Consider the following 16,193-nt stretch of genomic DNA (forward strand, 5'->3'; position numbering starts at 1 on the left):
ATGCGAGGAGACCTCCATGCCCAGCACACACGCCCGAGGGCGCAGACGACCGGTGCGCATCGCGCTCGCGCTCGCCGGCGCCGCCGCCCTGACCGCCGTGTCGGTCGCGCTCCCTGCCGCCGCCATCGAGGATGCGCGTCGCCCGGCGCCCGCACCGAAGCCGACCGTCGTGCTGGTGCACGGCGCATTCGCCGACTCCTCGGGCTGGAACGACGTGATCGAGCGCCTGCAGAAGCGCGGCTACCCCGTGCTCGCGGCATCCAACCCGCTGCGCGGCCTCAGCACGGATGCCGAGTACGTGAAGTCGATCCTCGCGACCATCGAGGGCCCGATCGTGCTCGTCGGCCACTCCTACGGCGGGGCCGTCATCACGAATGCCGCGACGGGCAACCCGAACGTGGTCTCGCTCGTCTACGTCGCCGCCTACGCCCTCGATGCGGGCGAGCGCCTCATCGATGCGAACGAACTCGGCGGCGGGCACTCCTCACTGGCCGAACACCTCGTCATCCGGCCGTATCCGGGTGCGCCAGAGGGCGACGCCGACGGATACATCGACCCCGCCTACTTCCGCGAGCTGTTCGCCGCGGACCTGCCGAAGAAGCAGGCCGCCGTGCTGGCCGCCTCGCAGCGTCCGGCGGCATTGCAGGCGCTGTTCACGCCCTCGGGCGAGCCGGCCTGGAGGAGCATCCCCAGTTGGTACGTCGTGGCATCCGAGGACCACACGATCCCGCCGGAGGCCGAGCGCGCCATGGCCGCACGGGCCGGGTCGACGACGGTCGAGATCGACAGCTCGCACGTGGTCATGATGAGCCACCCGGGCGAGGTCGTCGACGTGATCCTCGACGCCGCGCAGTAGCCACGCCCCCTGAACGGCGGACGCCCCGCCTCCCTGACGGGAGGCGGGGCGTTCTGTGGCGGTACCGGTGGGATTTGAACCCACGGTGCGCTTTCACGCACACAACTTTTCGAGAGTTGCACCTTCGGCCGCTCGGACACGGTACCGGGGTCAATGTTAGACGACACCGCGCAATCGACCAAAACGAGCGCGCTCCGGCCTTCGGCGGCGACCGGATGAGCGGATGCCACGCCCGGCGCGCGGCGCCCGGCGTCGATGTCGGCGGTCGGCCCTACGCTCTCACCATGGCCAAACCCGTCTCCGCGTTCCGTTGCACCGAGTGCGGGTGGAGCACCGTCAAGTGGGTCGGCCGGTGCGCCGAGTGCCAGCAGTGGGGCACCGTCGTCGAGGCCGGCGAGCCGACCGGCATCACGCGCACCCTGAAGCCCGTCGCCATCGGCGCGTCGCAGGTCGCGCGGTCGATCACCGAGGTCACCACCGAAGAGCGCGGGCACTGGCCGAGCGGCGTCGGCGAGTTCGACCGCGTGCTGGGCGGCGGCATCGTGCCCGGAGCCGCCATCCTGCTGAGCGGTGAGCCCGGCGTCGGCAAGTCGACGCTCCTCCTCGACGTCGCCGCCCGCGTCGCGGCATCCGGTCGCCGGGTGCTCTACGTGAGCGCCGAAGAATCGGTGGCCCAGGTGCGCCTGCGCGCGGGCCGCACGGGCGCCATGCAGCCCGAGCTGTTCCTCGCCGCCGAGACCGACCTCGCGACCGTCATCGGCCAGGTCGACGCGGTGCAGCCCGAACTGCTCATCGTCGACTCCGTGCAGACCGTCACGAGCTCGTTGAACGACGGCATCGCCGGCCAGCCCGGCCAGGTGCGCGAGGTCGCATCCACGCTCATCCGGCTCGCGAAGGAGCGCGAGCTGCCCGTGCTGCTCGTCGGCCACGTCACGAAAGACGGCACGATCGCCGGCCCGCGCCTGCTCGAGCACCTCGTCGACGTCGTCTGCCAGTTCGAGGGCGACCGCCAGACCGCGCTGCGCTTCGTGCGGGCGCTCAAGAACCGCTTCGGACCCACCGACGAGGTCGGCTGCTTCGAGATGACCGGCGACGGCATCAGCGAGGTGCCCGACCCGAGCGGGCTGTTCCTCAGCCGCGGAGCCGGCGTGAGCGGCACGTGCGTGACGGTCGCCCTCGAGGGCCGCCGTGCGCTGCCCGTCGAGGTGCAGGCGCTGGTCGTGGCCACCAAGGCGCCGCAGCCGCGCCGGGTGGTCAACGGCGTCGATCCGTCGCGCGTCGCCATGATCCTCGCCGTGCTCGAACGTCGTGCCGGACTCCGGCAGATCGGCGAGCACGACGTGTACGTCTCGACCGTCGGCGGGGTGCGACTCGTCGAGCCCGGTGCAGACCTCGCCATCGCCATCGCCATCGCCTCGGCCATGCGCGACCGCGCCGTGCCGCACGACCTCGCGGCGTTCGGCGAGATCAGCCTCGCGGGCGAGGTGCGGCCGGTGAGCTCGGCCCGGCAGCGCGGCAGCGAGGCGCGCCGCCTCGGCTACACGACCATCCTCGACGTCGAGGCGGGCAGCGTGCAGGCCGCCGTCGGCCAGGCCCTCGCCGCAGGTGCCTCGGCGCGCGAGCGCGAACTCGACGCCGCGTTCTGACCGTTCGCATCGGTGCCGGCTCGCAGCGGTGCCCGCTACAGCGGCGCCGACTCGCATCCGGTTACCGACGAGCACCGACGCCGACTCACGTCGATGCCGGCTACCACGGTGCCGACTTCCATCCGGTTACCGCGAGCACCGACGCCGACTCACGTCGGTACCGGGCCCGCGGGATCGGACCCGGTAGGTCAGGCCTCGAGCGCCCGGAGCAGCTCCGCGGGCGGCGCCTGCATCGGGTGCGGGCCCGCGATGTCGAGGAACACCGTCGTGATCGTCGACTCGTAGCGCTTGAGGAACGTGCGCAACCACGCCGGGCTCTGCAGGCCGACCGCGGGCGGCAGGTTGTCGGGCTTGTTCGCGGCGTCGCTGAAGAGCAGCAGCGCCACCTCTCCCGTGTTGGGGTCGCGGTAGGTCCACACCTCGCCGCCGTCGAGCGGCTTGTCGCGCGGGCCCGGCTTCACGAGCGGCACGACCGTGTTGCCGTGGCGCAGTGCGAGCGCGACCGCCGCGATGTCCTGCTTCTCGAGCGCGGCCGCGAGTGCCGGCGACGTGAACTCCACGGGCTCGGCAGCCTTGCCCGGCCGACCCGACTTCTTGCGTTGCGCCATCCCCCAAGCGTACCCAGCGCACGCCGACCGGATGCCGGGAGCCGGCCCACGTCGGGAGCAGCCCGGTCACCGTCACCGCGGTGCCCTGCGCTACCCGCGCGCTCCGCCCACCACTCGCTGGTTGGTGAGCCGGCCAGGCGGGCGTCAGTACAGCTGGAACTGCTTGGTGAGGTCGGCGGACTCGTACCCGTCGACCGACACCGACAGGTGGTACGACGCGCCGCCGGCGGGTACCGCCTCGCGGGCGCCGTCGCACGTGTCGGGCGTCGAGCGCGTGCGATCCCAGATGATGGGTGCCGCCGAGCTCACGGGGACACCGGGCTTCAACGACACCTCGGCGTCGACGGGATCGGACTGGCAGTCGGTCGAGGTCCAGTACGGCTCGTCACCGCTCGTCACGGTGAACACCTGCGCCGCGGTGCCGGCGTTCAGCACGCAGACGTTCTTGCCGGTGTTCGTGATCGTGACCGAGAGCTGCGGCTGCTCGCCGGCCTCGTACACGGTCTTGTCGGTCACCGGTTCGACGGTGACCTGTTCGGGCGAACACGGGTCGCCGTCGAGCGCGGTCGCCTCGGTCGGGATCGTCGTCGCCTCGGGCGTGCTCGATGCGGGCGCGGTCGGGCTGGGGGTCGCGCCGGGTTCGCCCTGCGCGCCGCCCGGGCGCACGATGATGAGCACCACCGCGACGACCACGGCGAGGAGGCCGAGCAGCACGACCAGCCTTCGCCGACGGTACACCTGCGGCGAGTGCCGTCGTGCCGGTGCCTGATTCGTCGACATGTTCACAGGGTACGACCGGCGGCCGAATGCCGCGGGCGCGCGCTCGGCGCGCCGAAATGCCCGATGAAACCGAGGTTCACGCCGATTCAGAACCGCTTCAGCATGCGCGTGTTGCCGAGCGTGTTCTGCTTCACGCGGGCCAGGTCGAGGAACTCGGCGACGCCGTCGTCGTGCGATCGCACGAGTTCTGCATAGACCTCGGGCGCCACGGTCTCCTCACCCATGTCCTCGAAGCCGTGACGGGCGAAGAAGTCGACCTCGAACGTGAGGCAGAACAGCCGGCTGAGTCCGAGCTCGCGTGCGTCGGCCTCGAGCCGTTCGACGATCGCGTGGCCGACCCCGTGGCCGAGCCAGTCGTCGGCGACGACGAGCGTGCGCACCTCGCCGAGGTCCTCCCACATGGCGTGCAGCGCGCCGGCTCCGATGATCTCGCCGCTGTCGAGCACCTCGGCGACGCGGAACTCCTGGATCGCCCCGTACAGGTCGACCCGCTCCTTGCCGAGCAGGATGCGTCGGGACACGAGCGGTTCGACCAGGGAGATGATCTGGGGAACGTCGCTCGTGCGCGCCGGGCGCACCGTGTACCGGCTCATCCGTTCATCGTATTCGCGTGCGTGCGGCCATGACGCACCGAGACGACGAAGGGGCCGGGCCCGAAGGCCCGACCCCTGTCGGAGGATGCCTCCCCACGCCACTCCACACATCGCTTCGCGATGCGCGGAGCCTCGGGCGCGTGGGCCCAAGCATCCGCTCGGTGCTCAGTCGGCGGTCGCGGCGAGGTCCGGCGTCGCCGGCCCGGTGCCGATGGCCGCCCCGGTGTTGACGCCGATGCCCACGGGCAGGGCGCGCTGGGTCGTCGTGAAGACGAACTTGCCGTCCTGGAAGTCGACGTGCACGTGGTCGCCCGCGTTGAGCTCGCCGTGCAGGATCTTCTCGGACAGGGCGTCTTCGACCTCGCGCTGCACGGCACGGCGCAGCGGGCGTGCACCGAGCGCCGGGTCGTAGCCGAGCTCGATGAGTCGCTCCTTGGCCGGCACCGTGAGCTGGATCGTCATGTCGCGGTCGAGCATGCGGTCGCTGAGGCGCTTCACGAACAGGTCGACGATCTCGAGCAGCTCGGACTTGGACAGCTGCGGGAACACGATGATCTCGTCGACGCGGTTCAGGAACTCGGGCTTGAAGTGCTTCTTCAGCTCCTCCTTCACCTTGCCGCTCATGAGGTCGTAGCCCGTGCGGGAGTCGCCCTCGAGGGCGAAGCCGACCGGCCCGCTCGAGATGTCCTTCGTGCCGAGGTTCGTCGTCATGATGATGACGGTGTTCTTGAAGTCGACCACGCGACCCTGGCCGTCGGTCAGGCGACCCTCTTCGAGGATCTGCAGGAGCGAGTTGAAGATGTCGGGGTGGGCCTTCTCGATCTCGTCGAAGAGCACGACCGAGAACGGCTTGCGGCGCACCTTCTCGGTGAGCTGGCCGCCCTCTTCGAAGCCGACGAATCCGGGAGGGGCGCCGAACAGGCGCGAGACCGTGTGCTTCTCGCCGTACTCCGACATGTCGAGGGAGATCATCGCCGCCTCGTCGTCGAAGAGGAACTCGGCGAGCGCCTTCGCGAGCTCGGTCTTGCCGACGCCTGTGGGGCCGGCGAAGATGAACGAGCCCGACGGGCGGTGCGGGTCCTTGAGGCCGGCGCGGGTACGGCGGATCGTCTTGGAGAGCGCCGAGATGGCCTCCTCCTGGCCGATGACGCGCTCGTGCAGGGCCTTCTCCATGAAGACGAGGCGCGAGCTCTCCTCTTCGGTGAGCTTGAAGACGGGGATGCCGGTGGCCTGTGCGAGCACCTCGGCGATCAGGCCCTCGTCGACGACCGCGGTGGTCTTGACGTCGCCGGCCTTCCACTGCTTCTCGAGGCGCAGACGCTCGCCGAGGAGGTTCTTCTCCTCGTCGCGGAGCGACGCGGCCTTCTCGAAGTCCTGCTCCTCGATCGCGGTCTCCTTGGCGGCGCGCACGACGGCGATCTTCTCGTCGAACTCGCGCAGCTCGGGCGGGCTGGACAGGATCGAGAGGCGAAGGCGTGCGCCGGCCTCGTCGATCAGGTCGATGGCCTTGTCGGGCAGGAAACGGTCGCTGATGTAGCGGTCGGCGAGGTTCGCCGCGGCGACGATGGCGCCGTCGGTGATGGACACCTTGTGGTGCGCCTCGTAGCGGTCGCGCAGCCCCTTGAGGATGTTGATCGCGTGGGGCAGCGACGGCTCCTGCACCTGGATCGGCTGGAAGCGGCGCTCGAGCGCGGCATCCTTCTCGAAGTGCTTGCGGTACTCGTCGAGCGTGGTGGCGCCGATGGTCTGCAGTTCACCGCGGGCGAGCAGCGGCTTCAGGATCGACGCGGCGTCGATCGCGCCCTCGGCGGCGCCCGCGCCCACGAGCGTGTGGATCTCGTCGATGAAGACGATGATGTCGCCGCGCGTGCGGATCTCCTTGGTGACCTTCTTCAGGCGCTCCTCGAAGTCGCCGCGGTAGCGGCTTCCGGCGATGAGGGAGCCGAGGTCGAGCGAGTAGAGCTGCTTGTCCTTCAGCGTCTCGGGGACCTCGTTCTTGACGATCGCCTGCGCGAGGCCCTCGACGACGGCGGTCTTGCCGACGCCGGGCTCGCCGATCAGCACGGGGTTGTTCTTGGAGCGACGCGAGAGGATCTGCATGACCCGCTCGATCTCCTTCTCGCGCCCGATCACGGGGTCGAGCTTGGACTCGCGAGCGGCCTGCGTGAGGTTGCGGCCGAACTGGTCGAGGATCTGCGAGCCGCCCTGCGGCTGCTGCTGGTCGTTCGCACCGACCTGCACCTGCTCCTTGCCCTGGTAGCCCGAGAGCAGCTGGATGACCTGCTGGCGCACGCGGTTGAGGTCGGCGCCGAGCTTGACGAGCACCTGGGCTGCGACGCCCTCGCCCTCGCGGATGAGGCCGAGGAGGATGTGCTCGGTGCCGATGTAGTTGTGGCCGAGCTGCAGCGCCTCGCGGAGCGAGAGCTCGAGCACCTTCTTGGCGCGCGGCGTGAACGGGATGTGCCCGGTCGGCTGCTGCTGGCCCTGGCCGATGATGTCCTGCACCTGCTCGCGCACCGCGTCGAGCGAGATGCCGAGCGATTCGAGTGCCTTGGCGGCGACGCCTTCACCCTCGTGGATGAGCCCGAGCAGGATGTGCTCGGTGCCGATGTAGTTGTGATTGAGCATCTTGGCCTCTTCTTGGGCCAGGACGACGACACGACGGGCTCGGTCGGTGAATCTCTCGAACATGCTCTACTCCTCTCGACCCCTCAGGGCAGGGGGCGCCGATACATCGAGCGTAACCAGCACGGATGCCGCGTGGGCCGGTGTTCGCCGTGGGCGCACCGGGGCTTGACAGCGGGACATCCGACTTCGTAACCTATCGATCATCGATACCATCGTTTTTCGATATGCTGTGACGCGAGGTCCAGCGACGGATGAAGGAGCCATCATGTCCACGAACACCGACGGCACGCGCCTCGGCCGCAGCGACCGCGTCGGCCTCTACGTCACGATCGTGCTCGGCCTCATCGGCATCGCCGTCGCCGCCTGGACGATGCTCGCCCGGCTGGTCGAGGTGCTGCCGGGCACGGACGTCCCGGTGCGCGTGCCCTTCGTCGGCGAGACCGCCGACCTGCCGATCGGCCCCGACGGCGCGCCGATCGAGGTCGCGGTCGACGAGGCGACCGTGATCGTGCCGCATCCGGCCGCGGCCACGCAGTTCGCCATCGTCGCCGAGCCGATCGTCTACGGACTCGCGATCATCGCGGGCATCACCCTGCTCGGGCTGCTCTGCTGGAACCTCGCCCGGGGCCGCGCGTTCACCCGGAGCACGGTGCGCATCATCGGCTGGGGTGGTGGCACGCTTGCCATCGGCTGGGTGGTCGGCAGCCTGTTCACCACCATGTCCGTGAACGGGGCGCTCTCGGCGATCAGCGACTACCAGTACGAGGGCATCACGTTCGGCACGAACTTCGGGGCGATGTTCGGCATCCTCGCGATCGCCGCGATCGGTGCGGCGTTCCAGGTGGGCGAGCGCCTGCAGCGCGACAGCGAAGGACTCGTCTGATGGCGCCGGCCGAACCCGACGAGGCATCCGATGTGCACTGCCGGCTCGACGAACTGCTGGAAGCCCGCGGCATGACCCTCGCCCGCCTGAGCGAGCTCGTCGGCGTCACGGTGGTGAACCTCAGCGTGCTGAAGAACGACCGCGCACGCGCCATCCGCTTCTCGACCCTTCAGGCGATCTGCGAGGCGCTCGACTGCGAGATCGGCGAACTGCTGGTGCGCCGCGCCCGCCCGGTTACTTGATCGGGACGGTGATCGACTGGTCGCCGACCTCGACGACGAGCGGCTCGGTCGTGGTCACGAAGACGGGGCTCCAGAAGATCGTGGTGTGCGGCACGAAGTCCATGGTGCACACCTGGTCTGCGGGCTGCTCGGCGAGGTCGACGGACACGCGGTTGCCCTCGCCGGCGCGGTCCTCGACGTTGACGCGCGTGCCGACGGGCGGGCAGGTCGAGCTGCCCGAGATCGTGACGGCGAGCTGTCCGCCGTCGCCGAGCCACTGGGCGGACAGGCCCTCGGTGGCCGACTCCTCGTCGGCGACGCCCTCGTCGTCTCCGGTGCCCTCTTCGCCCACGTGGTCGCTCACGGGCATGCCGGCGAAGTTCTCGACGGCCCGGGGGCTGGGGTTGCAGGCGGAGAGCAGGAACACGGATGCCACGGCCACGGCCACGACGCCCGCGCGACGAAGGATGAGGGAGGAGCGCATGCCGTAATGGTATCGGTTCGGCCGACGTCGGCGCGCGTCGGCGCTAGCATGCGGGCATGAGCAATCTCGAACGCGACCCCGTCGAGCTGGTGGGTCCTCCGGCGCCCTCGCATGCGACCGCGATCCAGGTGCTCGCGCCGCGCGACGTGCCGCTCGGCGGGCCGCGGGCCATGAACGTGCGGCGCACGCTCCCCCAGCGCGGTCGCACGACGATCGGCGCCTGGTGCTTCGCCGACCACTACGGGCCCGACGAGGTGGCGGCATCCGGGGGCATGCTCGTGCCGCCGCACCCGCACACCGGGCTGCAGACCGTCAGCTGGCTCTTCGAGGGCGAGATCGAGCACCACGACAGCACGGGCAGCGCCGAGTTCGTGCGCCCCGGCGCGGTCAACCTCATGACCGCCGGCCGAGGCATCGCCCACTCCGAGGTCTCCACGCCCGGCACGACGAGGCTGCACGGCGTGCAGCTCTGGGTCGCGCTCCCGGATGCCTCGCGACGCGTCGCCCCGTTCTTCGAGCATGCCGACACGGAGCCCGTGGCGATCGACGACGCCATCGTGCGCGTGTTCGCCGGATCGCTGCCGGGCGTCGACGCCGAGGCATCCGTGACCGTCTTCTCCCCCCTCGTCGGTGCGCAGATCGAGCTGCCGGCGGGCGGCGAGGCGTGGATCGAGCTCGACCCGTCGTTCGAGCACGGCCTGCTCGTCGACCTCGGCCCCGTCACGGCGACGATCCCGCCCATCGAGGGCGAGGCCGACGACGCTCCGGCCGACGCCGACCCGATCGCGGTCACCGGCCACTCGACGCACCTCGAACGGAGCGAACTCGGCTACGTCGCGCTCGGACACGAGGGCGTCCGCCTGCGGGCCGCGAGCAGCGCGCCCGTCCGAGTGATACTCATCGGCGGCGTCCCGTTCGGCGAGGAGCTCGTGATGTGGTGGAACTTCATCGGGCGGAACCACGACGAGGTCGCCGAGTTCCGACGGCAATGGCAGGCCGATGTCATCTCCGGCGGCGACGCCGACGGGCGCTTCGGCACCGTCGAGGGCTTCGACGGCCCCCCGCTCCCGGCGCCCGAGCTGCCGACGGTGCGGTTGAAGCCGCGCGCGTAGCCACGACTCCACGATGGCCACGACGGCCGTCGCCGGCGAAGGACGACACGCGTCGGGGCCACCCCCGTTCCCACGGAGATGGCCCCGACGCGCCGCTCTGCGGCTACCCGACCGGCGGGCGCGTCATCCGGCCGCCCAGAAGAGGCCGCGTGCCAGCTGGCTGAATCCGCCGACGGGGTGCGTGCGGAAGTTCAGCGACGTGCCGAACATGAGCACCTTGTTGCCCGCCGCGGACTCGGCCGAGACGATCGAGGGCTTGCCCGCGGCATCCGCCTGAGCACGTCCGGCGCTGGCACGCCAGTGCCCCGAGACGAACGGGTCGCCGGCAGCGTAGGTCTGCTCGACCGTCGCGTTCGCGCCGAGGCCCGAGTACCACGTCGCCGGATAGACGAACGCCGTGTCCTGCGGGTAGGTCGAGAGCAGGCCGCCCTCGACGTCGGACACCGACACGATGCCGTTCGATCCACTCGTGCCCTGCGTGGCCGTCGAGGTGACGAGTCCGAACGTGTTCGAGAAGGCCGCGATCGCGGTCCCCTTGCCGGCCACGCCCTTGCCCGCCGCGAGGAACTCCGCGACCTCGGCACGACCCGCCGCCTGGGACGCGTTGAACGCGAGGTTCGCGCCCACCCACAGCACGTCGACGTCGTCGAGCGCGACCGCGCCGCTCGTGAGCGTCGCGGAGGTGACCGGCACGAGGTCGTCGAAGCCGAGCTTGCCCAGGGTGACGCGCTCATCCTGCGTGCCCGTGTAGCCGACCGTGAGGTCCTCGAGCTCGACGCTCTCCTCGGTCGCCAGACGTGATCCGTCGGACTCGGTGAACGCGACGCCGTAGGCGTCGGCGACGTCGCTCGCCGCGCTGCGGGTCGCGGAATCCGCGCCGAGGATGACGCTGCCGTCCTCGAACGCCGTCACGGCGATGCCCGCCTCGAGCAGTTCGTTCACCGCCTGGTACTCCGCGACCCCGCTCGTGGCGAGTTCGAGGTACGCGCCGACGGCGGGCACGAAGCCCGTGGGCGCCGACTCGGTCACGTGCTCGACCGCGACCGGCAACGCGGCATCCGTCGTCGAGCCGATCGCCTCGACATCGGCACCCCAGAGCAACGCGAGGCTCCACGCCGAGATGTCGTACATGTCGGGCACCCGCTCCGAGATGTCGGAGCCGTCGGCGAGCAGCACGTTGGCCATGCCCCGGAGCGGTTGGTGCATGTCGACGACGTAGGTGCCGGCCGGGTAGTCCACGCCTTCCGCCGTGAACGTGCTCGTGGCCCGCGAGACCTCGACGCCGTTCGCGACGAGCTGGTCGACGAGGGTCGCGGCATCCGTCACCGATCGCTGGGTCTCGTCGACCGGGATCACGTAGGCACGCGGCAGCTCGGTGGCGTAGACATCGGTCTCGTCCCAGACATCCGCCCACGAGTTCGGCTCGGGCACCTGTGCGGGGTCGACGTCGGCGGGGATCGTCTCGATCGGCTCGCCGGCGACGCCCCGACGGAAGATCTCGATCTGGTTCGCGAGCAGGGCGTCGCGGTGCTCGGCGACGTAGTCGACCGCCGTGTCGACGACCACGCCCGCGACCTCGACGTCGATCTTCGAGTTGGCCTGGTTCGTGGCCGGGTCGCCGGTGCGGCCGAGCGGCAGCTCGACGGTGTTCGTGACCGCGCCCTGATAGGCGACGAACTGCGGCGTGAAGATCGGGGGCCAGTCGTCCCAGCCGCTGCGGATGTCGCGGAACGGGATCAGGATCTTGCCCGTGTTCTCGGTGGTCGGGTTGCCGTTCGCATCCTGGTAGGTGTTGCCCGGGATGTCCGCCGCGGTGACCGCCTTCTCGATCTCGAGCGCCATCTCGTAGGCGTGCGGCAGGAACAGGTCGTACTCGTAGTTCTCGCCGTGGGGCGGGCCGCAGGGCTCCACCTGCAGGATGCCCGTGTACCCGTGCAGGTCGACGTAGAACGTGGGCTGGATGACGCCGGCGAGGTCCCGGATGACGCGGGCCTCCGGCGTCACGCCCGTGATCAGGTCGCGGTTGGCGTCGAACCCGTCGCCCGTCGCGCGCTGGCCGAGGATGCGGCCGTCGGGGTTGTTCGTCACGGTGAAGTACACGCGGTAGTTCTGGAGGACGTCCTTGACCTCGGGCCACGGTGCCGTCGCGAGGTACTCGACGGACTCGAGGATCGCGTCAGCGCCCTCCCACTCGTTGCCGTGGATGTTGCCGTTGAACCAGATGGGCACCTTGTACTGGTTCTGGAGCGGCTTGTTCTTCGCGGCCGCGACCGGGTCGTGCTTGATCTGCTCGCGGAACTCGGCCTGCTTGCGGGTCTGCGCCGGGGTCTCCTTCGCCGTGAGCGTGACGAGGTGGATGTCGTGGCCGAGTGCCGACTTCCCGACGACCTGGGCCGAGATGCGGTCGCTCTTCGCCATGAGCGCGTTGAGCTTCGGCGCGATGTCGTCGTACGGCGTCGCGCCGCGGGCGATGGACGCATCGGCCGGGTTGTCGGGCTCGACCGGCAGCACCGGCTGCGAGGGATAGCTCTTCGGCGGGGAGACGAGCGGCGAGATCGGGGTCGAGATCGGGATCGCGGTCGTCATCTCGAGGGCGACGGCCGGTGCCGTGCCGACGACGAGCGTCGCGGCGATGACCCCCGCGACGCCGACTCCGGCGATGATGCGATGGAACGACATGGTGCTCCAATTCATGCGAGTTCGGATGGTGGGTCGGCGCACCCGATGCCGCGGTCGGCGGGCAGGCGCGATCGACGGCGTTCCGTGGTGATGGAATCCTGCGTCGTACGGCGGTACATATCACTCTGGCAGTCGGCGGAGGCGCTTTCCAGAGGGATTTGTTGCGTCTGCGTAAACGATCTCGCGAGATTCGCTCGTTCGCGGCATCCGCGCGCTACTGCAGCGCCGAGGTGAGCCGGGCGAGGTTGTCGAGCACGGTCGAGCGGATCGGCTGGCGCATCCAGTCCTCGAGCGTGAGCTCGCGGCTGTCGGCGCGATAGCCGTCTTCGACCGCGCGCATCTCGTCGACGAACGAGCGACCCCGCACGAGCAGGGACACCTCCATGTTCAGCTCGAACGAGCGGATGTCCATGTTGCTGGAGCCGATGACCGCGACGTCGTCGTCGATCGTGAAGTGCTTGGCGTGCAGGATGTACGGCGACTTGTACATGTAGATCTTGACGCCCGCCCGCAGGAGCGCCTCGTAGTACGAGCGCTGCGCGTGGTAGACGAGGGCCTGGTCGCCGATCTCGGAGACGAAGAGCTCGACGTGCACGCCGCGCTGGGTGGCACCGCTGATCGCGTAGAGCATCGCCTCGTCGGGCACGAAGTACGGGCTCGTGATGATGAGCTTCTCCTTCGCGGCGTAGAGCAGCGCGAGGAAGAGCTTGAGGTTGTTCTGGTTGGGGAACCCGGGTCCGCTCGGCACCACCTGGCAGTCGAGATCCTGCGCCTCGCTCGGCTGGTCGAACGCGTCGGGGATGTCGCGGGTGAGCTCCTCGCCGGACTCGAGGAACCAGTCGGTGCGGAAGATCGCGTCGAGGCCCGACACGATCGGCCCCTCGACCCGCGTGACGAGCTCCTTCCACTTCAGGCCGCGTCGGATGTTGCCGCGCTTGTTGTAGCTGCGGTCGATCATGTTCTGCGAGCCCATGAAGGCGACGTCGCCGTCGACCACGAGGATCTTGCGGTGGTTGCGCAGGTCGGGGCGCTGGTACCGGCCCCGGAAGGGCTGCACGGGCAGCATGAGGCGCCAGTCGGCGCCCGACCGCTGCAACCGGCGCAGGGTCTTGCGGTAGCCCTTCGAGCGGAGCGACGCGACGTGGTCGAGCAGCACCCGCACCTTCACGCCCCGCGCGACGGCATCGTCGAGGGCGGCGAAGAACGGCTCGGTCGTCGGGTCGAGCGCGAGGATGTAGAACTCGACGTGCACGTACCGCTCGGCGTCGGCGACCGCCGCGGTCATCGCGTCGAGGGACTCCTGGTAGCCGCCGATGAGGCTCGCGCTGTTGGAGCCGATGAGCGGCATCGACCCGAGGTTGCGGTTCAGGTGCACGACGCCCTCGAACCACGACGGCCAGGTGCGCGAGTCGCTCACGCGCTCGTAGCCGTGCGTGGAGTCGCGGATGACCTCGTCGACCTGCGCCTGCTTCTCACGCCGCTTCTTCGGCAGCTTCGGATTGCCGATGAGCAGGAAGAAGAGCACGCCGATGTACGGGATGAAGAAGATCGCGAGCAGCCACGCCATGCCGGCGGTCGGTCGGCGATTGCGCGGGACCACGATGATCGCGATCACGCGGATGACGAGGTCGATCGCGAGCAGCGCGAACGTCACGATCGCCGTGACCGTCGCGGCCTCCTCCGACGTCATCGAGGTCAGTCGGCAGTGCGCTCTGCGCCGCGGTCGGGGCGGCGCTCGAGTCCGAGCTTCGCGCGCTCCTCGGCTTCGATCTGCGCATATGCGGCACGCTCGGTGCGGTCGGCGCGCAGGATCGAGCGCATCACGAACCAGAAGATGAGTCCGATGAGCACGGTCGGCGCGAGCGACCAGATCGCATTCGCCCAGAAATCATTCATAGGGCTTCAGGATACGTGCTTCTGCTGGGAATCCGGATGCCGCGGCCGGCCGGCCGGCTGCGGCATCCGCCCGAGGAGATCAGGTGATGAGGCCCCAGATGCCCGAGCCCACCAGGTAGAGGCCGACGGCGGCGACGACGATCCAGATGAGGAGGCGTGCGTTCGAGGGGCGCTTCGGGTCCTGCTCGGGCTCGAGTTCGCCCTTGGGGAGGTAGTCGTTCATTCGCGGCATCCGTTCCGGTTCGCCCGGGTCACTTGACCAACGGGAAGAGGATCGTCTCGCGGATGCCGAGGCCGGTGAGCGCCATGAGCAGGCGGTCGATGCCCATGCCCATTCCGCCCGACGGCGGCATGCCGAACTCGAGCGCGCGCAGGAACTCCTCGTCGAGGCGCATGGCCTCGGGGTCGCCGCCCGCGGCGAGCTTCGCCTGCTCGACGAAGCGCTCGCGCTGCACGACGGGGTCGACGAGCTCGGAGTAGCCGGTGGCCAGCTCGAAGCCGCGCACGTAGAGGTCCCACTTCTCGACGACGCCGGGCGTGCTGCGGTGCGCGCGCACGAGGGGCGAGGTGTCGAGCGGGAAGTCCATGACGAAGGTGGGGCGCACGAGGCCGCCCTTGATGTGGTGCTCCCACAGCTCTTCGACGTACTTGCCGGGCAGCGGGTGCTCGACCTCGACGCCGGCCTCGTCGGCGAGCTGCTTCAAGCGCTCGATCGGGGTCTCGGCGGTGATCTGCTCGCCGACGGCCTCGGACAGGGTGCCGTACATCGAGATGCGGTCCCACTCGCCGCCGAGGTCGAACTCGGTGCCGTCGGCCCAGGTGACGACGTGCGAGCCGCTCGTCTCGAGCGCGGCATCCTGGATCAGGCGCTGCGTGAGGTCGGCCATGGTGGTGTAGTCGCCGTAGGCCTCGTAGGCCTCGAGCATCGCGAACTCGGGGCTGTGCGTGGAGTCGGCGCCCTCGTTGCGGAAGTTGCGGTTGATCTCGAACACGCGCTCGATGCCGCCGACGACGGCGCGCTTGAGGTACAGCTCGGGCGCGATGCGCAGGTAGAGCTCGGTGTCGAACGCGTTCGAGCGGGTCACGAACGGGCGGGCGGACGCGCCGCCGTGCATGACCTGCAGCATGGGCGTCTCGACCTCGACGAACCCGAGGCCGGCGAACGTGCGCCGCAGGCTGGCGTTCGTCTTCGCCCGGTCGAGCACGTTCTTGCGTGCCTGCTCGCGCGCGATGAGGTCGAGGTAGCGGCTGCGGACCCGCGTCTCCTCGTTGAGGTCGTTGTGCAGGTTCGGCAGGGGCAGGATCGCCTTGGAGGCGATGCGCCACTCCTTCACCATGATCGAGAGCTCGCCCCGACGGCTCGTGATGACCTCGCCCGCGACGAAGACGTGGTCGCCGAGGTCGACGAGCTCCTTCCAGTCGGCGAGCGAGGCCTCGCCCACCTCGGCGAGGGAGACCATCGCCTGGATGCGGCTGCCGTCGCCCGACTGCAGCGTGGCGAAGCAGAGCTTGCCCGTGTTGCGCGAGAACACGACGCGGCCCGCGAGGCCGACCTGCTCGCCGCTCGCCTCGTCGACGCCGAGGCTCACGAAGCGGTCGCGCACCTGCGGGATCGTCGCGGTGATGGGCAGGCGCACCGGGTAGGCGCCGCCACCCAGGTCGTCGGATGCCGCGATGAGGCGTTCGCGCTTGGCGAGGCGCACCGCCTTCTGCTCGGAGATCTCCGCCGCGGTGGGCTCGTCTGCGGGCTGGGCGGAATCCGTCTGGGTCTCGGCCATCGTTCTCTCTCGTCGCGGGGCACGTGCCC

The 16,193-nt window shown here is 69.9% G+C and carries 15 protein-coding genes and 1 tRNA gene; 5 read left to right on the forward strand and 11 right to left on the reverse strand.

The window, feature by feature from the left end; genetic code table 11:
• The first annotated feature begins 16 nt into the window (after positions 1–16).
• Entirely contained in the window at positions 17–856 is an 840-nt protein-coding gene (locus ACR3IO_RS01405; protein ID WP_434069374.1) for an alpha/beta fold hydrolase, read from the forward strand.
• A gap of 56 nt (positions 857–912) precedes the next feature.
• Here the strand turns inward: ACR3IO_RS01405 and ACR3IO_RS01410 are convergent.
• Positions 913–1,002, reverse strand: a tRNA-Ser gene (locus ACR3IO_RS01410).
• 138 nt (positions 1,003–1,140) lie between these two features.
• Here ACR3IO_RS01410 and radA point away from each other — a divergent pair.
• Complete coding sequence (gene radA, locus ACR3IO_RS01415) at positions 1,141–2,502, forward strand: DNA repair protein RadA (RefSeq protein ID WP_434069375.1); 1,362 nt, start codon at positions 1,141–1,143, stop codon at positions 2,500–2,502.
• Positions 2,503–2,690: 188 nt separating this feature from the next.
• Here the strand turns inward: radA and ACR3IO_RS01420 are convergent, their stop codons facing one another.
• The 4 genes from ACR3IO_RS01420 to ACR3IO_RS01435 form a co-directional block, all read right to left on the reverse strand.
• Positions 2,691–3,110 (reverse strand): dehydrogenase, encoded by a 420-nt coding sequence (locus ACR3IO_RS01420; protein WP_434069376.1) that lies wholly within the window; start codon positions 3,108–3,110, stop codon positions 2,691–2,693.
• A gap of 144 nt (positions 3,111–3,254) precedes the next feature.
• The gene (locus ACR3IO_RS01425) at positions 3,255–3,890 is read right to left on the reverse strand and encodes a hypothetical protein (protein ID WP_434069377.1); all 636 of its coding nucleotides are present in this window, start codon (positions 3,888–3,890) and stop codon (positions 3,255–3,257) included.
• Positions 3,891–3,976: 86 nt separating this feature from the next.
• A complete protein-coding gene (locus ACR3IO_RS01430; protein ID WP_434069378.1) occupies positions 3,977–4,483 on the reverse strand; it encodes an amino-acid N-acetyltransferase in 507 nt (168 codons plus the stop codon).
• 165 nt (positions 4,484–4,648) lie between these two features.
• The gene (locus ACR3IO_RS01435) at positions 4,649–7,174 is read right to left on the reverse strand and encodes an ATP-dependent Clp protease ATP-binding subunit (protein WP_434069379.1); all 2,526 of its coding nucleotides are present in this window, start codon (positions 7,172–7,174) and stop codon (positions 4,649–4,651) included.
• Positions 7,175–7,376: 202 nt separating this feature from the next.
• Here ACR3IO_RS01435 and ACR3IO_RS01440 point away from each other — a divergent pair, with 202 nt between their 5' ends.
• Together ACR3IO_RS01440 and ACR3IO_RS01445 are read left to right on the forward strand one after the other, a co-directional pair.
• Positions 7,377–7,994 (forward strand): hypothetical protein, encoded by a 618-nt coding sequence (locus ACR3IO_RS01440; protein ID WP_434069380.1) that lies wholly within the window; start codon positions 7,377–7,379, stop codon positions 7,992–7,994.
• Positions 7,994–8,236, forward strand: a complete 243-nt coding sequence (locus tag ACR3IO_RS01445) for a helix-turn-helix domain-containing protein (protein ID WP_434069381.1) — start codon at positions 7,994–7,996, stop codon at positions 8,234–8,236. Before ACR3IO_RS01440 ends, ACR3IO_RS01445 begins: the two co-directional genes overlap by 1 nt.
• Here the strand turns inward: ACR3IO_RS01445 and ACR3IO_RS01450 are convergent.
• Positions 8,229–8,699 (reverse strand): hypothetical protein, encoded by a 471-nt coding sequence (locus ACR3IO_RS01450; protein ID WP_434069382.1) that lies wholly within the window; start codon positions 8,697–8,699, stop codon positions 8,229–8,231. The two genes, ACR3IO_RS01445 and ACR3IO_RS01450, sit on opposite strands and share 8 nt — an antisense overlap.
• Positions 8,700–8,755: 56 nt before the next feature.
• On the opposite strand from ACR3IO_RS01450, the gene ACR3IO_RS01455 reads away from it, so the two are divergent.
• A complete protein-coding gene (locus ACR3IO_RS01455; protein WP_434069383.1) occupies positions 8,756–9,811 on the forward strand; it encodes a pirin family protein in 1,056 nt (351 codons plus the stop codon).
• A 123-nt stretch (positions 9,812–9,934) separates the two neighbouring features.
• On the opposite strand, the gene ACR3IO_RS01460 is transcribed toward ACR3IO_RS01455, so the two are convergent.
• From ACR3IO_RS01460 to lysS, 5 genes are all read right to left on the reverse strand, one after another.
• A complete protein-coding gene (locus ACR3IO_RS01460) occupies positions 9,935–12,505 on the reverse strand; it encodes a M14 family zinc carboxypeptidase (RefSeq protein ID WP_434069384.1) in 2,571 nt (856 codons plus the stop codon).
• Positions 12,506–12,704: 199 nt separating this feature from the next.
• Positions 12,705–14,180, reverse strand: coding sequence for a cardiolipin synthase (gene cls, locus ACR3IO_RS01465; RefSeq protein WP_434069385.1), 1,476 nt, complete (start codon positions 14,178–14,180; stop codon positions 12,705–12,707).
• A gap of 5 nt (positions 14,181–14,185) precedes the next feature.
• Complete coding sequence (locus ACR3IO_RS01470) at positions 14,186–14,386, reverse strand: hypothetical protein (protein WP_434069386.1); 201 nt, start codon at positions 14,384–14,386, stop codon at positions 14,186–14,188.
• Between the two features lie 79 nt (positions 14,387–14,465).
• Complete coding sequence (locus ACR3IO_RS01475) at positions 14,466–14,609, reverse strand: hypothetical protein (protein ID WP_434069387.1); 144 nt, start codon at positions 14,607–14,609, stop codon at positions 14,466–14,468.
• A gap of 28 nt (positions 14,610–14,637) precedes the next feature.
• Positions 14,638–16,164, reverse strand: coding sequence for a lysine--tRNA ligase (lysS, locus tag ACR3IO_RS01480; RefSeq protein ID WP_434069388.1), 1,527 nt, complete (start codon positions 16,162–16,164; stop codon positions 14,638–14,640).
• Positions 16,165–16,193: the final 29 nt, after the last annotated feature.

The organism is Agromyces sp. Marseille-Q5079, from assembly GCF_051016555.1.
Lineage (GTDB): Bacteria > Actinomycetota > Actinomycetes > Actinomycetales > Microbacteriaceae > Agromyces.

What these genes read in the sequence shown, in the direction of transcription:
- ACR3IO_RS01405 (WP_434069374.1), top strand. Translation starts at nt 17, where the DNA reads ATGCCCAGCACACACGCCCGAGGGCGCAGACGACCGGTGCGCATCGCG.
- radA (WP_434069375.1), top strand. Translation starts at nt 1,141, where the DNA reads ATGGCCAAACCCGTCTCCGCGTTCCGTTGCACCGAGTGCGGGTGGAGC.
- ACR3IO_RS01420 (WP_434069376.1), bottom strand. Translation starts at nt 3,110, where the DNA reads ATGGCGCAACGCAAGAAGTCGGGTCGGCCGGGCAAGGCTGCCGAGCCC.
- ACR3IO_RS01425 (WP_434069377.1), bottom strand. Translation starts at nt 3,890, where the DNA reads ATGTCGACGAATCAGGCACCGGCACGACGGCACTCGCCGCAGGTGTAC.
- ACR3IO_RS01430 (WP_434069378.1), bottom strand. Translation starts at nt 4,483, where the DNA reads ATGAGCCGGTACACGGTGCGCCCGGCGCGCACGAGCGACGTTCCCCAG.
- ACR3IO_RS01435 (WP_434069379.1), bottom strand. Translation starts at nt 7,174, where the DNA reads ATGTTCGAGAGATTCACCGACCGAGCCCGTCGTGTCGTCGTCCTGGCC.
- ACR3IO_RS01440 (WP_434069380.1), top strand. Translation starts at nt 7,377, where the DNA reads ATGTCCACGAACACCGACGGCACGCGCCTCGGCCGCAGCGACCGCGTC.
- ACR3IO_RS01445 (WP_434069381.1), top strand. Translation starts at nt 7,994, where the DNA reads ATGGCGCCGGCCGAACCCGACGAGGCATCCGATGTGCACTGCCGGCTC.
- ACR3IO_RS01450 (WP_434069382.1), bottom strand. Translation starts at nt 8,699, where the DNA reads ATGCGCTCCTCCCTCATCCTTCGTCGCGCGGGCGTCGTGGCCGTGGCC.
- ACR3IO_RS01455 (WP_434069383.1), top strand. Translation starts at nt 8,756, where the DNA reads ATGAGCAATCTCGAACGCGACCCCGTCGAGCTGGTGGGTCCTCCGGCG.
- ACR3IO_RS01460 (WP_434069384.1), bottom strand. Translation starts at nt 12,505, where the DNA reads ATGAATTGGAGCACCATGTCGTTCCATCGCATCATCGCCGGAGTCGGC.
- cls (WP_434069385.1), bottom strand. Translation starts at nt 14,180, where the DNA reads ATGACGTCGGAGGAGGCCGCGACGGTCACGGCGATCGTGACGTTCGCG.
- ACR3IO_RS01470 (WP_434069386.1), bottom strand. Translation starts at nt 14,386, where the DNA reads ATGAATGATTTCTGGGCGAATGCGATCTGGTCGCTCGCGCCGACCGTG.
- ACR3IO_RS01475 (WP_434069387.1), bottom strand. Translation starts at nt 14,609, where the DNA reads ATGAACGACTACCTCCCCAAGGGCGAACTCGAGCCCGAGCAGGACCCG.
- lysS (WP_434069388.1), bottom strand. Translation starts at nt 16,164, where the DNA reads ATGGCCGAGACCCAGACGGATTCCGCCCAGCCCGCAGACGAGCCCACC.